The sequence below is a fragment of the Pyramidobacter sp. YE332 genome (genome assembly GCF_033060595.1).
Classification (GTDB): domain Bacteria; phylum Synergistota; class Synergistia; order Synergistales; family Dethiosulfovibrionaceae; genus Pyramidobacter.
The window spans coordinates 1040916-1057369 of sequence record NZ_CP133038.1; the positions used below are offsets into that span (position 1 = coordinate 1040916).

Annotated in this window: 14 protein-coding genes; 11 read left to right on the top strand and 3 right to left on the bottom strand. The window is 62.0% G+C overall.

All coding sequences use genetic code 11. From position 1 onward, the window contains the following. Window positions 1–89 precede the first annotated feature (89 nt). Window positions 90–977 (top strand): glucose-1-phosphate thymidylyltransferase RfbA, encoded by an 888-nt coding sequence (gene rfbA / locus RAH42_RS04880; protein ID WP_078016034.1) that lies wholly within the window; start codon window positions 90–92, stop codon window positions 975–977. 120 nt (window positions 978–1097) lie between these two features. Here the strand turns inward: rfbA and RAH42_RS04885 are convergent, their stop codons facing one another. Both RAH42_RS04885 and RAH42_RS04890 read right to left on the bottom strand, forming a co-directional pair. After that, window positions 1098–2204, bottom strand: a complete 1107-nt coding sequence (locus RAH42_RS04885) for a M20/M25/M40 family metallo-hydrolase (RefSeq protein WP_296429032.1) — start codon at window positions 2202–2204, stop codon at window positions 1098–1100. Next, window positions 2201–2851 (bottom strand): nuclease-related domain-containing protein, encoded by a 651-nt coding sequence (locus tag RAH42_RS04890; protein WP_078016037.1) that lies wholly within the window; start codon window positions 2849–2851, stop codon window positions 2201–2203. The genes RAH42_RS04885 and RAH42_RS04890 overlap by 4 nt, the downstream gene beginning before the upstream one ends. Before the next feature lie 217 nt (window positions 2852–3068). On the opposite strand from RAH42_RS04890, the gene RAH42_RS04895 reads away from it, so the two are divergent. The 3 genes from RAH42_RS04895 (at window position 3069) to RAH42_RS04905 (ending at window position 7485) form a co-directional block, all read left to right on the top strand. Continuing rightward, entirely contained in the window at window positions 3069–4643 is a 1575-nt protein-coding gene (locus tag RAH42_RS04895) for an AbgT family transporter (protein WP_120372883.1), read from the top strand. A gap of 482 nt (window positions 4644–5125) precedes the next feature. Then, window positions 5126–6742, top strand: coding sequence for a sensor histidine kinase (locus RAH42_RS04900; protein WP_296429035.1), 1617 nt, complete (start codon window positions 5126–5128; stop codon window positions 6740–6742). Then, the gene (locus RAH42_RS04905; RefSeq protein WP_078016041.1) at window positions 6739–7485 is read left to right on the top strand and encodes a response regulator; all 747 of its coding nucleotides are present in this window, start codon (window positions 6739–6741) and stop codon (window positions 7483–7485) included. Before RAH42_RS04900 ends, RAH42_RS04905 begins: the two co-directional genes overlap by 4 nt. A 426-nt stretch (window positions 7486–7911) precedes the next feature. On the opposite strand, the gene RAH42_RS04910 is transcribed toward RAH42_RS04905, so the two are convergent. Beyond that, window positions 7912–8616 (bottom strand): phenylalanine--tRNA ligase beta subunit-related protein, encoded by a 705-nt coding sequence (locus RAH42_RS04910; RefSeq protein ID WP_317540072.1) that lies wholly within the window; start codon window positions 8614–8616, stop codon window positions 7912–7914. A gap of 337 nt (window positions 8617–8953) precedes the next feature. On the opposite strand from RAH42_RS04910, the gene RAH42_RS04915 reads away from it, so the two are divergent. The 7 genes from RAH42_RS04915 to RAH42_RS04945 all read left to right on the top strand — a co-directional run bounded on the left by RAH42_RS04915 (window position 8954) and on the right by RAH42_RS04945 (window position 16385). Continuing rightward, window positions 8954–9586, top strand: a complete 633-nt coding sequence (locus tag RAH42_RS04915; RefSeq protein WP_317540073.1) for a hypothetical protein — start codon at window positions 8954–8956, stop codon at window positions 9584–9586. Window positions 9587–9722: 136 nt separating this feature from the next. Next, window positions 9723–10247 carry a nitroreductase gene (locus RAH42_RS04920; RefSeq protein WP_078016043.1) on the top strand — a complete coding sequence of 175 codons (525 nt, stop codon included), beginning with the start codon at window positions 9723–9725 and terminating at the stop codon, window positions 10245–10247. An 87-nt stretch (window positions 10248–10334) separates the two neighbouring features. After that, window positions 10335–10463: a hypothetical protein gene (locus RAH42_RS04925; RefSeq protein ID WP_317540074.1), complete on the top strand. Its 129-nt coding sequence runs from the start codon at window positions 10335–10337 to the stop codon at window positions 10461–10463. Between the two features lie 43 nt (window positions 10464–10506). Beyond that, entirely contained in the window at window positions 10507–10842 is a 336-nt protein-coding gene (locus RAH42_RS04930) for a cupin domain-containing protein (RefSeq protein WP_317540075.1), read from the top strand. 245 nt (window positions 10843–11087) lie between these two features. Further along, window positions 11088–12359 (top strand): histidine--tRNA ligase, encoded by a 1272-nt coding sequence (hisS, locus tag RAH42_RS04935; protein WP_317540076.1) that lies wholly within the window; start codon window positions 11088–11090, stop codon window positions 12357–12359. Between the two features lie 72 nt (window positions 12360–12431). Continuing rightward, the gene (aspS, locus tag RAH42_RS04940; protein WP_317540077.1) at window positions 12432–14240 is read left to right on the top strand and encodes an aspartate--tRNA ligase; all 1809 of its coding nucleotides are present in this window, start codon (window positions 12432–12434) and stop codon (window positions 14238–14240) included. Window positions 14241–14384: 144 nt separating this feature from the next. Beyond that, window positions 14385–16385 (top strand): putative dsRNA-binding protein, encoded by a 2001-nt coding sequence (locus RAH42_RS04945; protein WP_317540078.1) that lies wholly within the window; start codon window positions 14385–14387, stop codon window positions 16383–16385. Window positions 16386–16454 lie beyond the last annotated feature (69 nt).

A 16454-nucleotide genomic window follows, 5' to 3' on the forward strand; every position in this document is an offset into this window, starting at 1 on the left:
GAAGGAGAAAATAAGCAAAGTTGTGTACTGGATATTTTACGAAAATTAGATATAATGTAGGAGAACATCACTGTGAAGGAGGCCCGTTCATGGCCAGAAAAGGAGTAATTCTCGCGGCTGGACTCGGCACCAGGCTCCATCCCATGACTTTAGCCGTGAATAAACAGCTTATCCCCGTCTATGACAAACCGATGATCTACTACGCGATCTGGGTGCTGATCAAGGCCGGCGTGCGCGATATCATGCTGGTCACTTCCGAAGTTGACAAGAGCAGTTTCGAGCGGCTGCTCGGCGACGGCTCCCGCTTCGGCATCCACATGCATTACACGGTCCAATACGTGCCCAACGGTCTGGTCGACGCGTTTGTCCAGACGGAGGATTTCATCGCCGGCGATCCCTGCGTGCTGATCCTCGGCGACAACATCTTCTACGGTTCCGGGTTCCCCGCCATGCTCAGCAAGGCGTCCGCGCAGACGGAGGGCGCCACCGTTTTCGGCGCCGTCGTCCCCGATCCGGAACGTTTCGGCGTCGCTTCTTTCAACGAAGAGGGCAAGGTCCTGACGCTCGAGGAAAAGCCTGCGCATCCCAAATCGAACTGCGCCGTCGTCGGCCTGTACTTCTTCGACGGCAAGGTCATGCAGTACGCCCATGAGCTGCGCCGGCAGATCCCGGCTGACAGGGAGGTGTCGATCACCGACGTGAATCGCGTTTACATGGAGCAGGGCAAGCTCGACCTGCAGGTGTTCCCGCAGGGATTCGCGTGGCTCGACTCCGGCACGTACGACAGTCTGCTGGAGGCGTCCAATTACGTGGCGCGCGTCGAGCGCGAGCAGGGGCACATGATCTGCTGTCCCGAGGAGGCGGCTTACAGCGCCGGATTCCTCGCCCTCGAAAAATTGCGCGAGTACGGCGAGGCGGACAAGAACAACAATTACGGCCGCTATTTGGCAAAGCTTTACCATCAGTTCAAGAAGTGATTTCCGCTGGCGAAAGCAAAGGCGGGGAGGAATGTTCCACGTGGAACATTCCTCCCCGCCTTTGTCTATGCGCCGCAGCGCCCGGAAAACTATGTTTGTGCTTTCTCTCGGGAATCGGTATCAGTCGGTCATCAGACGCAGGACGAGCCTGGCCGTGTCTTCGAGGTTTTTGACGGTGATCGTTTCGTTGACGGTGTGCACGTCCTTCATGCCGGTGCCGAGCACGACGGGCGTGATGCCGGAAAGCGCCATCACGTTGGCGTCGCTGCCGCCGCCTCCGTCGACGCGGCGGACGGGGCAGCCGATCGCTTCGCAGGCGGCGCGCAGGCGCTTCATCAGCGGATGATCGTCGGGGCAGGCGAAGCTGACGTAGGTCGTCTTCAGCTCGCAGTCGAGCGTGGCGCCCAGATCGTCGCAGGCTTTCTGCAGGCAGCCGCGCATGTGCGCGGCCTGGGCGTTGAGCTTGTCGAGATTGCGGCTGCGGATTTCGGCGACGATCTCCGCTTTGGCGGGGACGATGTTGGTCGCGCCTTCGGACTTGAACGTGCCGATGTTGCAGGTCGTTTCCTCGTCGATGCGCAGCAGGTTCATGGCGGCGACGCCGCGGGCGGCCGCCTGGATGGCGCTGACGCCTTTTTCCGGCGCCAGGCCCGCGTGGGCGCTGCGCCCCGTGACGACGGCGTGCATCTTGATCTGGCCGGGCGCGTTGGGGACGATCGTGCCGACGTCGCCGGCGCCGTCGAGGACCACGGCTTCCCTGCCCTTGACGCGGCTGAAATCGAAATGCTTGGCGCCCAGCAGGCCCTGTTCTTCGCCGATGGTGACGATGATCTCGAAGTCGTGGCAGGGCAGTCCCTTTTCACGGACGACGGTCAGCGCCTCGACGATGCCGGCGATGCCCGACTTGTCGTCGGCGGCGAGGATCGTGTCGCCGCCGCTGGAAATGACGCCGTCTTTGACGACGGGCGCGACGCCTTTTCCGGGCGCGACGGTGTCCATGTGGCACGAGTAGATTAGCGGCTCGCCGGGCAGCGTGCCCTTGTAAAAGGCGTAAATGTTGTTGCCGGTGGAGCCTGTTTTGGCCCCGGCGCCGTCGGTGCGGACCTCGCAGCCGAGCTCCTCGAGGTCTTTGACGAGGCGTTTCTCCATGAGCCCCTCGTCGAAGCTCTCGCTGTCGATCCGCGCGTAGGCGCAGAAGTTCTTTACCAGTCGTTCGCTGTCGATCATGATTTTCTCTCCTTTTTCCATTCCGTAAGCGCAAGCGCCCGGATGATTTCGTCCCGAACGGAACGCTCCATGGCGGGGTGCTCCGGCTGAGAATGATACCACTTTTTCAGGTCTCCGTAAGCGACGGCGCAGGCGCCGCCTTCGAGGCTGAGACGGGGGGAGTCGAAGGGATCGGCGAAGACGGCCAGCGGCTGCACCGCGGCGGCGAGCCCTTTTTCCGCCAGGCGGACGTTCAGCGCCGCGGCGGCCGCGCCCGCTTGCGCGAGAGGATTGGGGATGGCGCGTTTCTCGTTGTTGTCCTCGACGCGCCACTGCGGACTTTCGATGCTGCCGAAAACACGGATCCCCCAGCCGATGCAGCGCAGCGCAAAGATCCCGCGCTGCGAAACCAGCAGGGCGTCGGCCGTTCCCGGCGGCACGGCGGGCGGGGACGCGCTACAAACGGTTCCTTCCTTTTTGCAGAGCCGCCGCAGTTTCCGGACGACGCGCTCCGTCGCGGCGGCGTCGTTGCGGCGTTTGCCGATGCGTTTCGCCAGAAGGACGAAAACGAGAACGCCGGCCGCCATGAAAAAGAAAAACCGCGCATAATCCGAAACGGAGCGCAGCTTCCAGAGCTCCAGATTCATGCCGAAAAATTTGAATTCCATGAGGCGTCTCTCTCCTGTCGGTAGGATTTTGGAAACGTCTTATTCTAACACATCCGGCTTGATAAAGTATGCAAAAAGTCTTATTGTAGTTTTGTATCCACGTATGATATAATTTCCGAAAGTGAACCCAAGATCGGGTTTACCGGCGCAGGACGCTCGAAAGAAGCTTGCGCGGCGTTATCTCAAATCACTTTATCTTTTTGAGGGGGTCAGAAACATGACTGACACTGCAGCAGCGAAGAAATCATGGGTAGACCGCTTTTTGGACGGCATCGAGCGCGTGTGCAACAAACTGCCGCCGCCCGCCATCCTGTTCTGCTGGCTCTTCCTGATCGTCGCCGTGATCGGCGCCATCTTCACCGTGACGGATTTCTCGATGATCAATCCGGCCATTTCGGATCCCGCCAAGGCGGTCGTGAAATCCCAAAACCTGTTCTCCGCCACCGGACTTCAGTGGCTTCTCGACAACATGGTCAAGAACTTCACCGGCTTCGCGCCGCTGGGGCTCGTCATCACGATGACGCTCGCCATCGGCATGTGCGAGGAGTCCGGCCTGCTTCTGGCCATGCTCAGCAAGTGCATGAGAAACGTTCCGCCCGCTCTGGTGCCCTTCGTGATCGCGTTCCTCGGCACCGTCGGCAACATCGCTTCCGACACCGCCATGGTCGTGATCCCGCCGATGGCCGCCATCGTTTACATGGGCGTGGGCAAGCATCCCGTCGTCGGCATGATCAACGGCTACGCCGGCGCCCAGGCCGGGTTCACCGCCAACCTGATGATCGCCGGCACCGACTCCCTGCTTCAAGGGCTGACCAATCAGGCCATCAAAGGCTTTATCCCCGACAGTACGTTCACGGTCGACGTGACCTGCAACTGGTTCTTCCTGATCGCCTCCACGTTCCTCTGCACTCTCGTCATCGGCGGCATCTGCACCTGGCTCGTCGAGCCCCGTTTCGGCAAGTACGAGGGCGGCGCCGACGACGCCAAGATCGAAGAGCTGAGCGACAGCCAGAAAAAGGGACTGCGCCGCGCCGGATGGGTGGCGCTGGCTTACGTTGCGCTGCTGGTCGCCGGCTTCTTCTTCGGCCCGCTGGCGAAGATCGCCGCCGACGGCTCGCGCATCTTCGTGGGATCGCCGCTGCTCAAGGGCATGATCCCGCTTCTGTTCTTCTTCTTCGCGCTGCCGGGCATCGTGTACGGTTATTCCGCCGGCACGATCAAGAACAGCGGCGACCTCAACAAAGGCATGGTCAAGCAGGCCGCGGCCATGGGCGGCTACGTCGTGTTCTGTTTCTTCGCCGGACAGTTCAACATGCTGTTCAACTGGACCAAGCTGGGCACCATGCTCGCCATCGGCGGCGCCGATTTCCTCAAGGGCATCGGCTTCACGGGGACGTCTATGTGCGTCGCCTTCATTTTGCTGGCGATGGTCGTCAACCTTTTCGTCGCCTCCGGCTCGGCCAAGTGGGCCATCTTCGCTCCCATTTTCGTGCCCATGTTCATGCTGCTCGGCTATCACCCCGGCTTTACCCAGCTGCTGTACCGGCTCGGCGACTCTCCCACCAACTGCTTCACGCCCATGAGTCCCTATATCTGGATGGTCCTGAGCGTCGCGCAGGCCAAATACATGAAGGACATCAAGATCGGCACGCTCGTGGCCAATCTCGTGCCGATCGCGTTCTTCATGCAGATCGCCTGGATCGTCTTCTTCATCGTTTGGGATTACTTCGGGCTGCCGATCGGCCCCGGCGTCTACGCCACGCTGCCCGCCGGCGTCCTGCCGCCGATGTAGAGATTCCCGTCGTCCCATCGACGACGATTCATGATTCCGGCCTGGAAACGCGGCGCTGCCTTTTTCGGCGGCGCCGCGTTTTTTGCGGCCCTCACGAACTTGCGGCGTTACGAGGCGAATCTTTGGAGGCGCTTCGAATCACCGCGTTGCCAGTGAAGTTTCTTTGATTGAAAATGCGCATTATTCAGGTTTTATCATTTTAGTTATTGCGTTTCCTCAGGAGGGTATGATATTATACATACTAAGTAAATGAGAACTCCGGGACAAAAGGACGCCGGAGGGTGAAATTTTTGCGCCGCCGTCGGGTGTTGCGCGATTTTCTGCGGATATGGAACGTTATCGTCATGATTGATAGTTATTGTTCTTTTGGGATGGAACTAAAATCTCCAAAAAGTGCCAAAGTATGATAAAATAACTTTCATGTGAACAGGCGCTTCCGGCGGGCCGTCGGCGCACTTCTTACGAAGAGTTGGGAGACGAACATGAAAACAGGCAAGAATGCCCGCGTCATGCTTTTGTCGCAGAAGCTCATGCTGGGCAGCGTTATTCTTGTGTTTTTGACGATCGGCTTTACGATCGTGATGGTCCTGCGCCTCAATCTGAAGCTTCAAAGCCACCGGATCGAGACGACGCTGCACGACCTGGGCGAAATGGTCGCCGCCAATCCGCTGGTCATTCAGGCTTTCAAGGAAGACCAGAGCAGCGAGGAATTGATCCTTTATCTGGACAATCTTATCAAGGGGCTGCGCGACGTCGACGTGATCACGCTGGCGGACATGCGTTTGCGGCGTCTGTACCACGTGAACCGTTCCCGGATCGGCGAGAATTTCGTCGGCGGCGACGAGGAACGGGTGCTGAGGGGAGAACGTTACTTTTCCCGAGCCGTCGGTTCGCTGGGCGACCAAAAACGCTATTTCGTGCCGGTCCTCGACGCGGAGACGCAGAAAGAGATCGGTTTCATCGTGGTCGCTTCGCTGATGACCAACATCGCCTCGCAGCGCTGGGAAATTTACGAAGCGCACTTCGGCGCGCTGCTGTCGATCTTGGCGATCGGCCTGCTGGCGGCATGGCTGACGGCCCGCGGCATCAAAAAATCGCTGCTGGGGTACGAACCGGAACAGCTGTCGAAGTTCTTCCTCGAGCGCGACGAAGTTCTGAATTCGCTGGAGGAGGGGATCGTGGCCGTCAATGCGGCCGGCTATATTACGCTGGTCAACAAGGCGGCGGGGACGATGCTCCACATTGCCCCAGGAGACCTGCGCGTTCGCCTCCTCGACGACATTTACCCGCAGATCCGCATCGGCGAAACGCTGGCGTCGGGGGAGCCGCTGTACAACAACGGCATCATCCTGGGCGACGTCAACATTCTCTGTAACCGCATCCCGATCAGGGAGAACGGAACGCTTCTCGGGGCGGTGGCCATCCTGCGCAACCGCACCGAACTGACCCGTATGGCGGAAGAGCTGACCGGCGTCAACCACATGATCGACGCGCTGCGCAGCAACAGCCATGAGTTCATGAACAAGATGCAGGTGATCCTCGGCCTGCTGCGCATCGGCGAGCCGGAGGAAGCCGAGCGTTACATCACCGGGATCGCCCGGGAACAGTCGGATGTGATCGCGGCGGTCCTGCAGAAGATCCAAAACAAGAACTTGGGGGCTCTGCTCCTTGGCAAAATGTCTCACTGCCGGGAGCTGGATATAGAGTTCAATCTGGTTGGTTCCAGCTCGGTCCCGGCAGTCAGCCGGTTTCTGTCTGGCAACGCCTTTGTGACGCTGGTCGGCAACCTTGTCGAGAACGCTATCGAAGCGGTGAACGCCAAGGCCAAGGGCGAAGGCGATCGTGAGGTGTCTCTGTTGGTTCACGAGGACGAGCGGAGCCTGATGGTCACGGTTGACGACACGGGAGAGGGCATGACGCCGGAAGAGATCGAACACGTAAGGCAAGGCGGTTATAGTTCCAAAGGTCGGCATCGCGGTACGGGAATGAGGCTGATTCGTTCCGTGCTCGAGTCGAGCGGCGGAGAAATGCAGATCGATTCAGAAAAAGGAGTGGGCACATCCATCACGGTGTGTTTCACCAGGGAGGGAAAACTGTGATTAAGACGATTATTGTTGAAGACGACCCGATGGTTGCGCAGATCAACCGGCGCTATCTTGACACAGCCAACGACATTCAGGTGGCTGCGGTCTTTGATAACGGCAAGGATGCGCTGGCGTATATCGAGGATGAAGAACCCGATTTGATCATCCTCGACGTGTACATGCCGGTGATGAACGGTCTGGAGCTGCTTCGCGAGATCCGCAAGGCCGACATCCAGTCCGACGTGATCATGGTCACGGCGGCCAACGACGTGAAAAACGTCGAGGAAGCCCTGCGTCTCGGCATCGTGGACTATCTTGTCAAGCCCTTCGAGTACGAGCGCTTCATGGAAGCCATCGAAAAGTACCGCAAGAAGGCGCACGTGCTGAAAGACGCTTCGACGCTGAACCAGGACGCCATCGACGCGCTTGTCAGCGTGGGCGCTCCCCAGCCCCAGGCCCCCGCGCGCGATCTGAAGAAAGGGCTTCAGCAGCGCACGCTGGACATGATCCGTTCGCATCTCGACAAGATGAAGGGCGAGACCTGCACCTGCGACACCCTGGCCGGCGTGGTCGGCCTGTCGAAGGTGACGGTGCGCCGCTATCTGAACTACCTCGCCGAAATCGGCGAGATCGACAGCTCCGTCGATTACGAGACGGGCGGACGCCCCTGCATCAAGTACTTCATCCGTCCCGACAGCGTCGAAAAGAAGGACGAGACGACGGAAGAAAGCAGTTCGAACGAAGAAGAGAAGAAATAGCGTTTTTCCGTTTTTTCCTCCTACGTGATGGGACCTTCTGCGGCTTTTGCCATGCAGGGCCGCAGAAGGGGATTTTGTGTGGGTTCGGTTTGTTTTTAAAGAAGAGACGTGGCAGACTCCGCGGGGAACGTTGTTGAAAGAACCTCGCGAGAGTCTCTGTTGTGTTGGAAAAGACTGCATTTGAAGACGGCTGAAAAGAGGCCGTCATTTTTGTGCTCACCGTCGCCGGCTGGCGCACGAACAGACGAAAATGACCGCACAGTTAGGCCCCGGCAGCGCACGTTCGCGCTGCCGGGGCCCATGTATGTGCGGCGCCTGCGTACGGGATCGCCGCGCTGAAACGCCGAAACTTCAGCAGTGGTTTCGGCAACGATGCAAGGATGAAGACGGCACCCGCCGGCGGGATTGGGCAGACAGCGGGAGCGGCTACAGCTCCGTCTCGCGGTGGGAAGCGTCGAGAAAATCGCTCTTCACGTCGCGGCAGCCGAAGATGTGAGCGCAGCAATCGGCCAGTTCGCGGCGGGCGGCGAAGATCGCCTCTTTGTTCGCGGAGGCGAAGCCGTCGATGGGAAAGAAAATGTCCTGGGACTGCGGACCGATCTTGCCCAGCTCGCTTTGCCGCCAGATCCAGCGGCGCGTGCGAATCTTCCGGCCGACCGCGTAGACAGGTTCACCGGCGGGCACCGGTTCGGCCTCGGCTTCGCCGAAGGGGACGAAGCTGTCGCCCTCGCGCGTGAAGCGCACTTCGATGTCGCCGTCCATCCGGCCGATATCGTGAGCTCCCATGGGCAGCGCGTATTTGAGCGAGAGCGCGTTGCCGAGGTCGACGACGGGATTGATGTGCGGCAGTCCTTTGCCCTTGCCGACGCGGGTGAACATGGCCTCGATAGAACTCATGAATTTGTTGGGATTGAGCTCCAGCGCCCGAAAGGCCTGCCGATAAGGCAGAATGGCCGGTTCGTCCTTGATTTTTCGCCCTTCATAGCGAGCCGCGGCCGCCGCGGCCGCCTCCGCGAGCATCGCGTCGATCTGCGGGTAAACCGCCGCGTTGTCGATGTTTCTGGCGACCACGACGCCGAAGCAGACGTCGGGAAGTTTCTCGAAAAATTGGGGCGCGACGATGAATTTCATGTGAGCCTTCCTCCTTCGTGTCGCTTTTCGGCCGATTATACGGACTTTGCCGGAAGAACTCAAGTTTCCGCCTCGTGAGACCGGCTGCGGAAACGCCTTCCGCACATGAATTTGTTTTCGCCGTTCATCAAAAGAGGAGCGGCAGACTCGGCTTGGGCGGAACGGAGTGCGGAATTCTTCAGGTGTCGGGCAGTTGTTTTTGACAGTTGTTTTCTTAAAGTTTTTCTGCTAGACTGAAAAACATAAATAAACGGCGTGGTCGTGAGATTGGAAGCATTGCGGGCATCCCGGCAGGGCCGTGCTCCGGAAATCTTGAGAATAAAAGGAGGCAGAAGAAATGAAGTTTTATGGCAAATGCGCAGCCGCAGCCGCGGCGGTGCTGATGTTCAGCGCAGCGGCCTGGGCCTTTCCCAACGAGCCGGCGGGATTCAACGGCATTGCCTGGGGTTCGCGTTGGGAAGGCATGAGCGATCAGTTCCGCGAGGCGCCCCAGGCGCCTTCGGGCGGGAAGTATTATTACGAGAGGATTTTCGGCGGCAGCGAATGGCTGGGTTATCCGCTGAATACGCTCTATTACGCTTTCCGCGACGACGGCCGCTTTTGGGGAGTGGAGGGGCAGGTCGACGACCGCAGCTCTTCCTATGCGGATGTTCTTCACTACGCCGTTCGCCGTTACGGACGCCCTCAGTACGGGACGACGAACAACGGGTACCAGAAAGCGAGCTGGTATGGACGCGACGTCACTATCGTGCTGGCAAAGACTTATCGCGGGTGGCGCTTTACGATCGGTTGGCGCGGTCCCCGCGTCGCGCCGCCGCCTCCATCGCCGCCTCCGCCGCCGCATCATGGCCGGCGCCCCGGTTACGGTCCACCGCCACCACCTCCTCCTCCCCCGCGGCGTCCCGGACACCGACCTCCCCCTCCTCCGCGTCCCGGACAGCGGCCGCCTCCGCCGCCGTATCACATCTGAGCCGCTGTCAGTTCGAAGAACTTGTGCCGCCGTTGTTTCGCTTCGGCGGCATTGTTATTTTGGGGGGGATGACGACGCATAAAACGCCGTTGTGCGTTATAATAAAATCGCTATGGAAACGAAAGGAGGAGTCATCATGAACGAAGTCATGAAAGCGATCCTGGAACGCCGCAGCTGTAAGAAGTATAAGCCCGATCTCGTGCCGCAGGAACTGATCGATCAGGTTATCGAGGCGGGGACTTATGCCGCTTCGGGCATGGGCAAGCAGTCGCCCGTCATCGTTGCCGTCACCAACAGGGAACTGCGCGATAAACTGTCGCGGGTGAACGCCGAGATCCGCGGCAACCCGGGCGCCGACATGTTTTACGGTGCGCCGGTCGTGTTGATCGTGTTGGCCGACACGTCCGTCCCCACCTATGTCTATGACGGCTCGCTGGTGATCGGCAATATGCTGCTTGCCGCCCATGCGCTCGGATTGGGCAGCTGCTGGATCCATCGCGCCAAAGAGACTTTCGAACGCGACGAGTTCAGGGAACTCCTGAAAAAACTTGGCCTCGAGGGCCGCTATGAGGGCATCGGCAACTGTGTGCTCGGCTATCCCGCCGAAGAGCCCAAAGCGGCGGCATCGCGCAAAGCGGGCTACGTCCGTTACGTGAAATAAAGGGATCTCCGAGAAAAAAAGCGCTTTTCCCGAGGGCGGGGAGAGCGCTTTTTTGCGTTGAGGCATTGGGAACGCCGCGATGATATAATGGGATGGATTTTAAACTTTATCGCCGGTGAAGGCATGCCCCGTAAGTCCGGAGGACCGGGGATCGGCGCCATCTGCGGCGCGCCGATCCCCGCGCGAGCGAGGCGCGCGGCCGAGGTGTCCGCCTGACGGACGCGGACGGGAGCGGCGGGGGATGCAGAGGAGGACTACGATGGAGATAAAACGCGGGCGTCTTTTCGCGCTTTCGCGGCGCTGCGCGCCGGGCGGCAACGAACTCCTCGACGAACTGGCGGCCGGCCAGGGCTGCCGCGTCGAGCGCATCGTTTCCATGGGGCAGATCACGCCCGCGGGGCAGTGGTACGATCAGGACGGCGACGAATGGGTGGCGCTGCTGCAGGGAAAGGCGCGCCTGCTCTGGGCGGACGGCGGCGAAAGCGCGCTCTCGTCCGGCGACTGGCTGCTGATCCCCGCCCATGTCCGCCACCGCGTCGTCTATACCAGCGCCGAACCGCCCTGCGTGTGGATCGCAGTCCATTTTCAACGCTGATAGTCTTCTCGGAATACATGTTCCATGTGGAACATTTTTCATGAGAAGGTATCTGGAAGATTCTCAAGACGTCCTGACGGGATCTTTCTCGCCTCGTTTCGCCTGGCGGATTTTGTGAAAAGAGCCTCTTCCCAGATCCGCGATCTGCGGTATAATATTTGCTTTATAGAAGCAGTGCTTTCTCATGCGGCGGTTCGCGAAAGCCGTATCGTTAAAATTTTTCGACACGCAGGAGGTACGGATCGATGTCTGAATCTATCAAGGGACCGCGCGGAGTCCGCGACATTCTTCCCGACGAGTCTTGGAAATGGGCCTATGTGCTCGGCCGCGCCGCGGAAACGGCGGGCAGGTTCAATTACAGCGAGGTCCGGCTTCCGATCTTCGAGCATACCGAGCTTTTCAGTCGCGGCGTGGGCGACACGACCGACATCGTGGAGAAGGAAATGTACACCTTCACCGACAAGGGCGACCGCAGCATCACGCTGCGTCCGGAGATGACGGCCGGCATGATGCGCAGCTACGTGGAGCACTCGCTCGGCGTGCCCGGCGGCAACCCCGCCAAGCTGTGGGGCGCGGGGCCGATGTTCCGTTACGAGCGCCCTCAGAAGGGGCGCTACCGTCAGTTCTGGCAGCTCGACTACGAGGAGATCGGCTCCGAGAGCCCGCTCGTCGACGCGGAGGTGATCATGACTGCCATCGAGCTGTTCCGTACTCTGGGGATGCGGAACCTCGAGGTGGTGATCAATTCCGTGGGCTGCCCCAAGTGCCGTCCCGTCTACCGCGAGAAGCTGATCGGCTATCTGCAGGGTCGGTGCGACGAACTCTGCGACACCTGCAAAAGCCGTCTGCAGCGCAACCCGCTGCGCGTGCTCGACTGCAAAGAAGACCGCGAGATCGTCGCCGGCGCGCCCGACATTTTCGACAGTCTCTGCGACGAATGCGCCGAACACTTCAAGACCGTCACCGCGGCGCTGACCCGGCTGGGCGTCAAATACACGCTCGACAAAACGCTGGTGCGCGGCCTCGACTATTACACCAAGACCGCTTTCGAGGTCAAGTCCGGCGACCTCGGCGCGCAGAGCGCCGTGTGCGGCGGCGGGCGTTACGACAACCTGGCGGAGGCGATCGGCGGGCCGCACGTGCCGGGCGTGGGCTTCGCGGCCGGACTCGACCGCGTCATCCTCGTCATGGATGAGCAGGGCTGCTCGTTCGGCGCGCAGCCGGCGCTCGACGCCTACGTGGTCTGCCCCGACGATTCGGCGCGGCTGAACGCCGTGGAGCTGCTCTACGCGCTGCGCCGCGCCGGGCTGAAAGCCGACATGGACTACGCCGGCCGCGGCATGAAGGGGCAGATGAAAACGGCGGTCGCCAGCGGCGCCAAAGCTGCCTGCATCCTCGGCGGCGACGAGATCGCGCGCGGCGTGGCCGCGGTGCGCGACTTGAGCGCGGCGGCGCAGGAAGAAGTGCCTCTCGCCGACGTGCCCGCCCGCGTGGCGTCTCTGGCCGGCACACGGTAAAAAACGCGAAGCGCCGTTCCAACGCGGCGCTTCGTTGGACTTTTTTGAACAGACAAGGGAGTTTGGAGAAAAATGCGCAAGGGAATTTTCGATTCAAGCTGGAAGCGAACCGTCAAATGCGGGCTGGTCGGCGAAGAGCTGGTCGGCAAGGAGATCGTGCTCAACGGCTGGGTCCGCAACCGCCGCGACCATGGCGGCGTGATTTTCATCGAGCTGTGGGACAAGTCGGGCAGCGTGCAGGTGGTCTTCACGCCGGAGGTGGACGTGCAGATGCACGCCGACGCCGGCGATCTGCGCAGCGAATACGTGATCGCCGTGAAAGGCAGAATGCGCGTGCGCCCCGACGGCATGATCAATCCCCACATGACGACCGGACGCTGGGAGATGGTGGCGAGCGACTTCCTGCTGCTGTCGGCGGCCGCGCCGATCCCTTTCGAGATCGGCGACGAGACGGAAAACGTCGACGAAAACCTGCGTCTCACCTACCGTTATCTCGACCTGCGCCGCGAGCGCATGCAGAACAACCTGCGCACGCGCCACGAGGTGGCTCAGTACACGCGCGCCTATCTGAACGGCCGCGATTTCACCGAGGTGGAAACGCCGATCCTGATGAAGTCTACGCCCGAAGGCGCGCGCGACTACCTCGTGCCCAGCCGCGTCGCGCCCGGCTCGTTCTACGCGCTGCCCCAGTCGCCGCAGCTGTTCAAGCAGATCCTGATGATCTCCGGCATGGACCGTTACTATCAGATCGCCAAATGCTTCCGCGACGAGGACCTGCGCGCCGACCGCCAGCCCGAGTTCACACAGGTCGATCTGGAGATGAGCTTCGTCACCGAAGAAGACGTGTACGATCTGCTCGAGGGCTACGTCGTCGGCCTGTGGAAGAAGATCCTCGGCGTCGAAATCGCGGCGCCCTTCCGCCGCCTCGGCTACGGCGAGGCGATGCGCCGCTTCGGCAGCGACAAGCCCGACCTGCGCATCCCCTTCGAAATTCACGACGTCACCGCCGCTTTCGAAAGCACGAGCTTCGCTCCCTTCCAGAATCTGATCGCCAACGGCGGCGTGATCCGCACGATCTCCGTGCCCGGCGGCGCCGCATGGTCGCGCAAGCAGTGCGAGGACGTCGCTGCCGCCGGCAAGAAGCTGGGCGCGCCCGACGTGGCGTTTTTCCAGATCAAGGAAGGAACGCTCAAGGGGCCGCTGGCCAAATACCTCGACGACGAACACAAGGCGCAGTTCCTCGAACTGGCGCAGGCGCAGGACGGCGACGCGATTTTCCTGATCGCCAACGTCGACGCCATGCTGGTCGCCACGGTGCTGGGGCAGCTTCGTCTCGACGTCGCCAGGGCGCACGGCCTGGTGCGAGAGGGCTGGGAGTTCCTCTGGGTCACCAACTTCCCGCTGCTGGAGTGGAGTCCCGATGAAAACCGCTGGGTGGCCACGCATCACCCGTTCACCCAGCCCAACCCCGAGGACCTGCCCTATCTCGAAAGCGATCCCGCGCGCTGCGGCTCGCGCACCTACGACCTCGTGCTCAACGGCATCGAGGTGGGCGGCGGCTCGATCCGCATCCACGACGAAGAAGTGCAGGAAAAGGTCTTCAAGTGTCTGGCCTTCACGCCCGAAGAAGCGCGAAGCCGTTTCGGTTTCTTCCTCGACGCGCTCAAGTACGGCACGCCGCCCCACGGCGGGCTGGCCATCGGTTTCGACCGCCTCTGCATGCTGCTGTGCGGCTGCAAGGGCATTCGCGAGGTGATGGCCTTCCCCAAGACGGCCAAGGCCCAGGACCTGATGGCCGGCGCGCCTTCGCCGGTCGAATCGCTTCAGCTCGACGAGCTGGGCATCTCCGTGCGCGCGTTCGCCGCCGCAGCGAAAAAGTGATTTTCGCGAAAAACGTGAAACGCCGCGTCCCCCGTGAAAAGGACGCGGCGTTTTTTGTGCGGCGGCGCGCGGTGTGTTAGAATCGTTTTGTTGCGAAGCGTCGGCAGATCCGGCGCGTAAAGATCGTCGAAAGGAGGTGAATGGATGAACGAAAAAAACATGCCCAAGGAGTTCTGGCAGCGCGCCGACAGCCTGCAGAAGCGCACCGGCTATCAGTTCCGCGATCCCGAGCTGCTGCGCCTGGCCTTCACGCAGCGGTCCGGCGCCGGCGGCCAGAGCCCGAGCATGAACAACGAACGCCTCGAATTCCTTGGCGACGCCGCCTTGGGGCTGCTGGTCGGCGAGGCCCTCTACCAGGAATATCCCGAGGCCGACGAAGGTTTTATGACCATCGAGCGCTCCAAATTGGTCTGCGGCCGCAATCTCAGCGCCTGGGGCTACGAGGCCGGCTTCGACCGGATGCTGCGCGTGTGCGAGGGCGTGGAAGTTTCCGACGCCATGGTGGAAGACTCGGTCGAGGCCGTGGCCGGCGCCTTTTTTCTCGACGGCGGGCTGGACGCCGTGCGCGCGCTGCTGCAGAGCTTTGCCGACTACCCCGACCAGGGCGCGGGCTTCGATTCGCGCCGCCACCTCGAGCGCGACTGCTCGTACGAAAAGCTCGGCGCGCCGCGCTACAGCACGATGCGCCGCCGCGCCAACGGCAAGATCATCTTCGAGAGCACCGTCTCCCTCGACAAAGAGCCCTCGGGCACGGGCCTCGGCGCCGACCGCACCGAGGCGGAGCGCAACGCCGCGCGCGACGCCATGTGCCGCCTCAGTCACGCTTCCGCCGAGGAACAGAAAAAGCGCGCCGTCGTGCTGCGCGCCCGCTACCGCCGCGTCCTGCCCCGCCATGGGCAGCCACCCCGCGGCCGCAGTGCGGCCGGCGCGAGCGAGGCCGAAAACGCCGCCGCGGAAAAGCCCGTCCTCGTCCGCGACGGCGTGGAATACCGCATCGTCGCCAAAGACGGTCCCGAGCACAAGCCGGTGTTCACCGCCGCGGCGTTTCGAAACGGCATCCGCGTCGCCGAAGCCGGCGGCCCGTCGAAGAAGGACGCGCTGAAAGCCCTGGTCCGCGAGGTGGGCAAAGCCGCCGCCCGGCAGACGAAGCGCGGCGCCGACGCTTTCAGGGACCTGGAGCTTGCCGGCCTGAAAAACAGCCCCGAGCTGAAAGGCCGCCTGCAGACCTGCTGCGAGCGCCTCGGCATCGGCCAGCCCCATTACGTCGATCTGCCCTCGCCGGGCGGCAAAAGCCCGCTGTTCTTCGTGGAACTGCAGCTGAGCGGCGAGCCGATCGTCAGCGGCAGCGGCCAGAGCAAGCGCGCCGCCGGCCAGGCCGCCGCCTGGAAAATGCTGCAGCTGCTCGCCGCCGACGCCCTCGGGGAAAGCGAGCGGCTGAACGCCGACCTGCCTCAGCTGCAGGCCCGTCTGGAGAGCGCCTTTCGCGCCGTCTGCGAGCGCGGCGGCGAGAAAGATCTGCGCGTCGAGATCGCCTCCGTTGCCGGGCAGGACGAAATGCGCCGCGCCCGCGTCTTTTTCGGCGACCGGTTCTGCACCGAAGTGCCCGGCCTCGGCGAAAATCAGGCCCGCCTGCTGGCCCTGTTCAGGGCCGTCACGCAGACCCGGCGCTGGAAGGACGTGCTGCGCGAGCTGAAGCTGAGCGCGCCTGCCGGCATGTCGCCGCAGAACGTCCGTCCCGACCTGCTGCTGGAAGAGCGTCTGAAAAGCTCGCGCCGCGGCCCCGCCGAGATCCTGTCGCTGCGCGCCGGCGGCAGCGAAGACCTGCGCCTGTACCGCACCGGCCTGTTCGTCAAGGGCGATCTGGCCGCCTGCATGACCGCTCCCGGCAAGAAAATCGCCGAGCAGGCGCTGGCGTTGCTGCTGCTTGACCGCGCCGCGCGCGAAAGCGCGCTCGTGCCGCCGCTCAAAAAAGAAGCCCCCGCCGCCCGTACCGCGCCGAGCGCCCCGCACGAGCGCCGCAAGCCGCGCCGCCGCGCGCCGGTCGCTCCTCTGCCTTTGCCCGAAGCGCCCCAGCCGAAAGTCACGCTCAAACAGCGCTTCGGCAGCTGGCTGCGCCGCATGGGCGACCTGTACACGCAATCGTGACCGACGCCGCTTGGAGCGTTCGTGGCGGCCCCGAGGCAGTCTCCGTCCAAAGAAAGGCCGGCCCGCGAT

Bases quoted from the DNA above. Each gene is read 5' to 3' on its own strand.
- rfbA (WP_078016034.1), top strand. From the start codon at position 90: ATGGCCAGAAAAGGAGTAATTCTCGCGGCTGGACTCGGCACCAGGCTC.
- RAH42_RS04885 (WP_296429032.1), bottom strand. From the start codon at position 2,204: ATGATCGACAGCGAACGACTGGTAAAGAACTTCTGCGCCTACGCGCGG.
- RAH42_RS04890 (WP_078016037.1), bottom strand. From the start codon at position 2,851: ATGGAATTCAAATTTTTCGGCATGAATCTGGAGCTCTGGAAGCTGCGC.
- RAH42_RS04895 (WP_120372883.1), top strand. From the start codon at position 3,069: ATGACTGACACTGCAGCAGCGAAGAAATCATGGGTAGACCGCTTTTTG.
- RAH42_RS04900 (WP_296429035.1), top strand. From the start codon at position 5,126: ATGAAAACAGGCAAGAATGCCCGCGTCATGCTTTTGTCGCAGAAGCTC.
- RAH42_RS04910 (WP_317540072.1), bottom strand. From the start codon at position 8,616: ATGAAATTCATCGTCGCGCCCCAATTTTTCGAGAAACTTCCCGACGTC.
- RAH42_RS04915 (WP_317540073.1), top strand. From the start codon at position 8,954: ATGAAGTTTTATGGCAAATGCGCAGCCGCAGCCGCGGCGGTGCTGATG.
- RAH42_RS04920 (WP_078016043.1), top strand. From the start codon at position 9,723: ATGAACGAAGTCATGAAAGCGATCCTGGAACGCCGCAGCTGTAAGAAG.
- RAH42_RS04925 (WP_317540074.1), top strand. From the start codon at position 10,335: ATGGGATGGATTTTAAACTTTATCGCCGGTGAAGGCATGCCCCGTAAG.
- RAH42_RS04930 (WP_317540075.1), top strand. From the start codon at position 10,507: ATGGAGATAAAACGCGGGCGTCTTTTCGCGCTTTCGCGGCGCTGCGCG.
- hisS (WP_317540076.1), top strand. From the start codon at position 11,088: ATGTCTGAATCTATCAAGGGACCGCGCGGAGTCCGCGACATTCTTCCC.
- aspS (WP_317540077.1), top strand. From the start codon at position 12,432: ATGCGCAAGGGAATTTTCGATTCAAGCTGGAAGCGAACCGTCAAATGC.
- RAH42_RS04945 (WP_317540078.1), top strand. From the start codon at position 14,385: ATGAACGAAAAAAACATGCCCAAGGAGTTCTGGCAGCGCGCCGACAGC.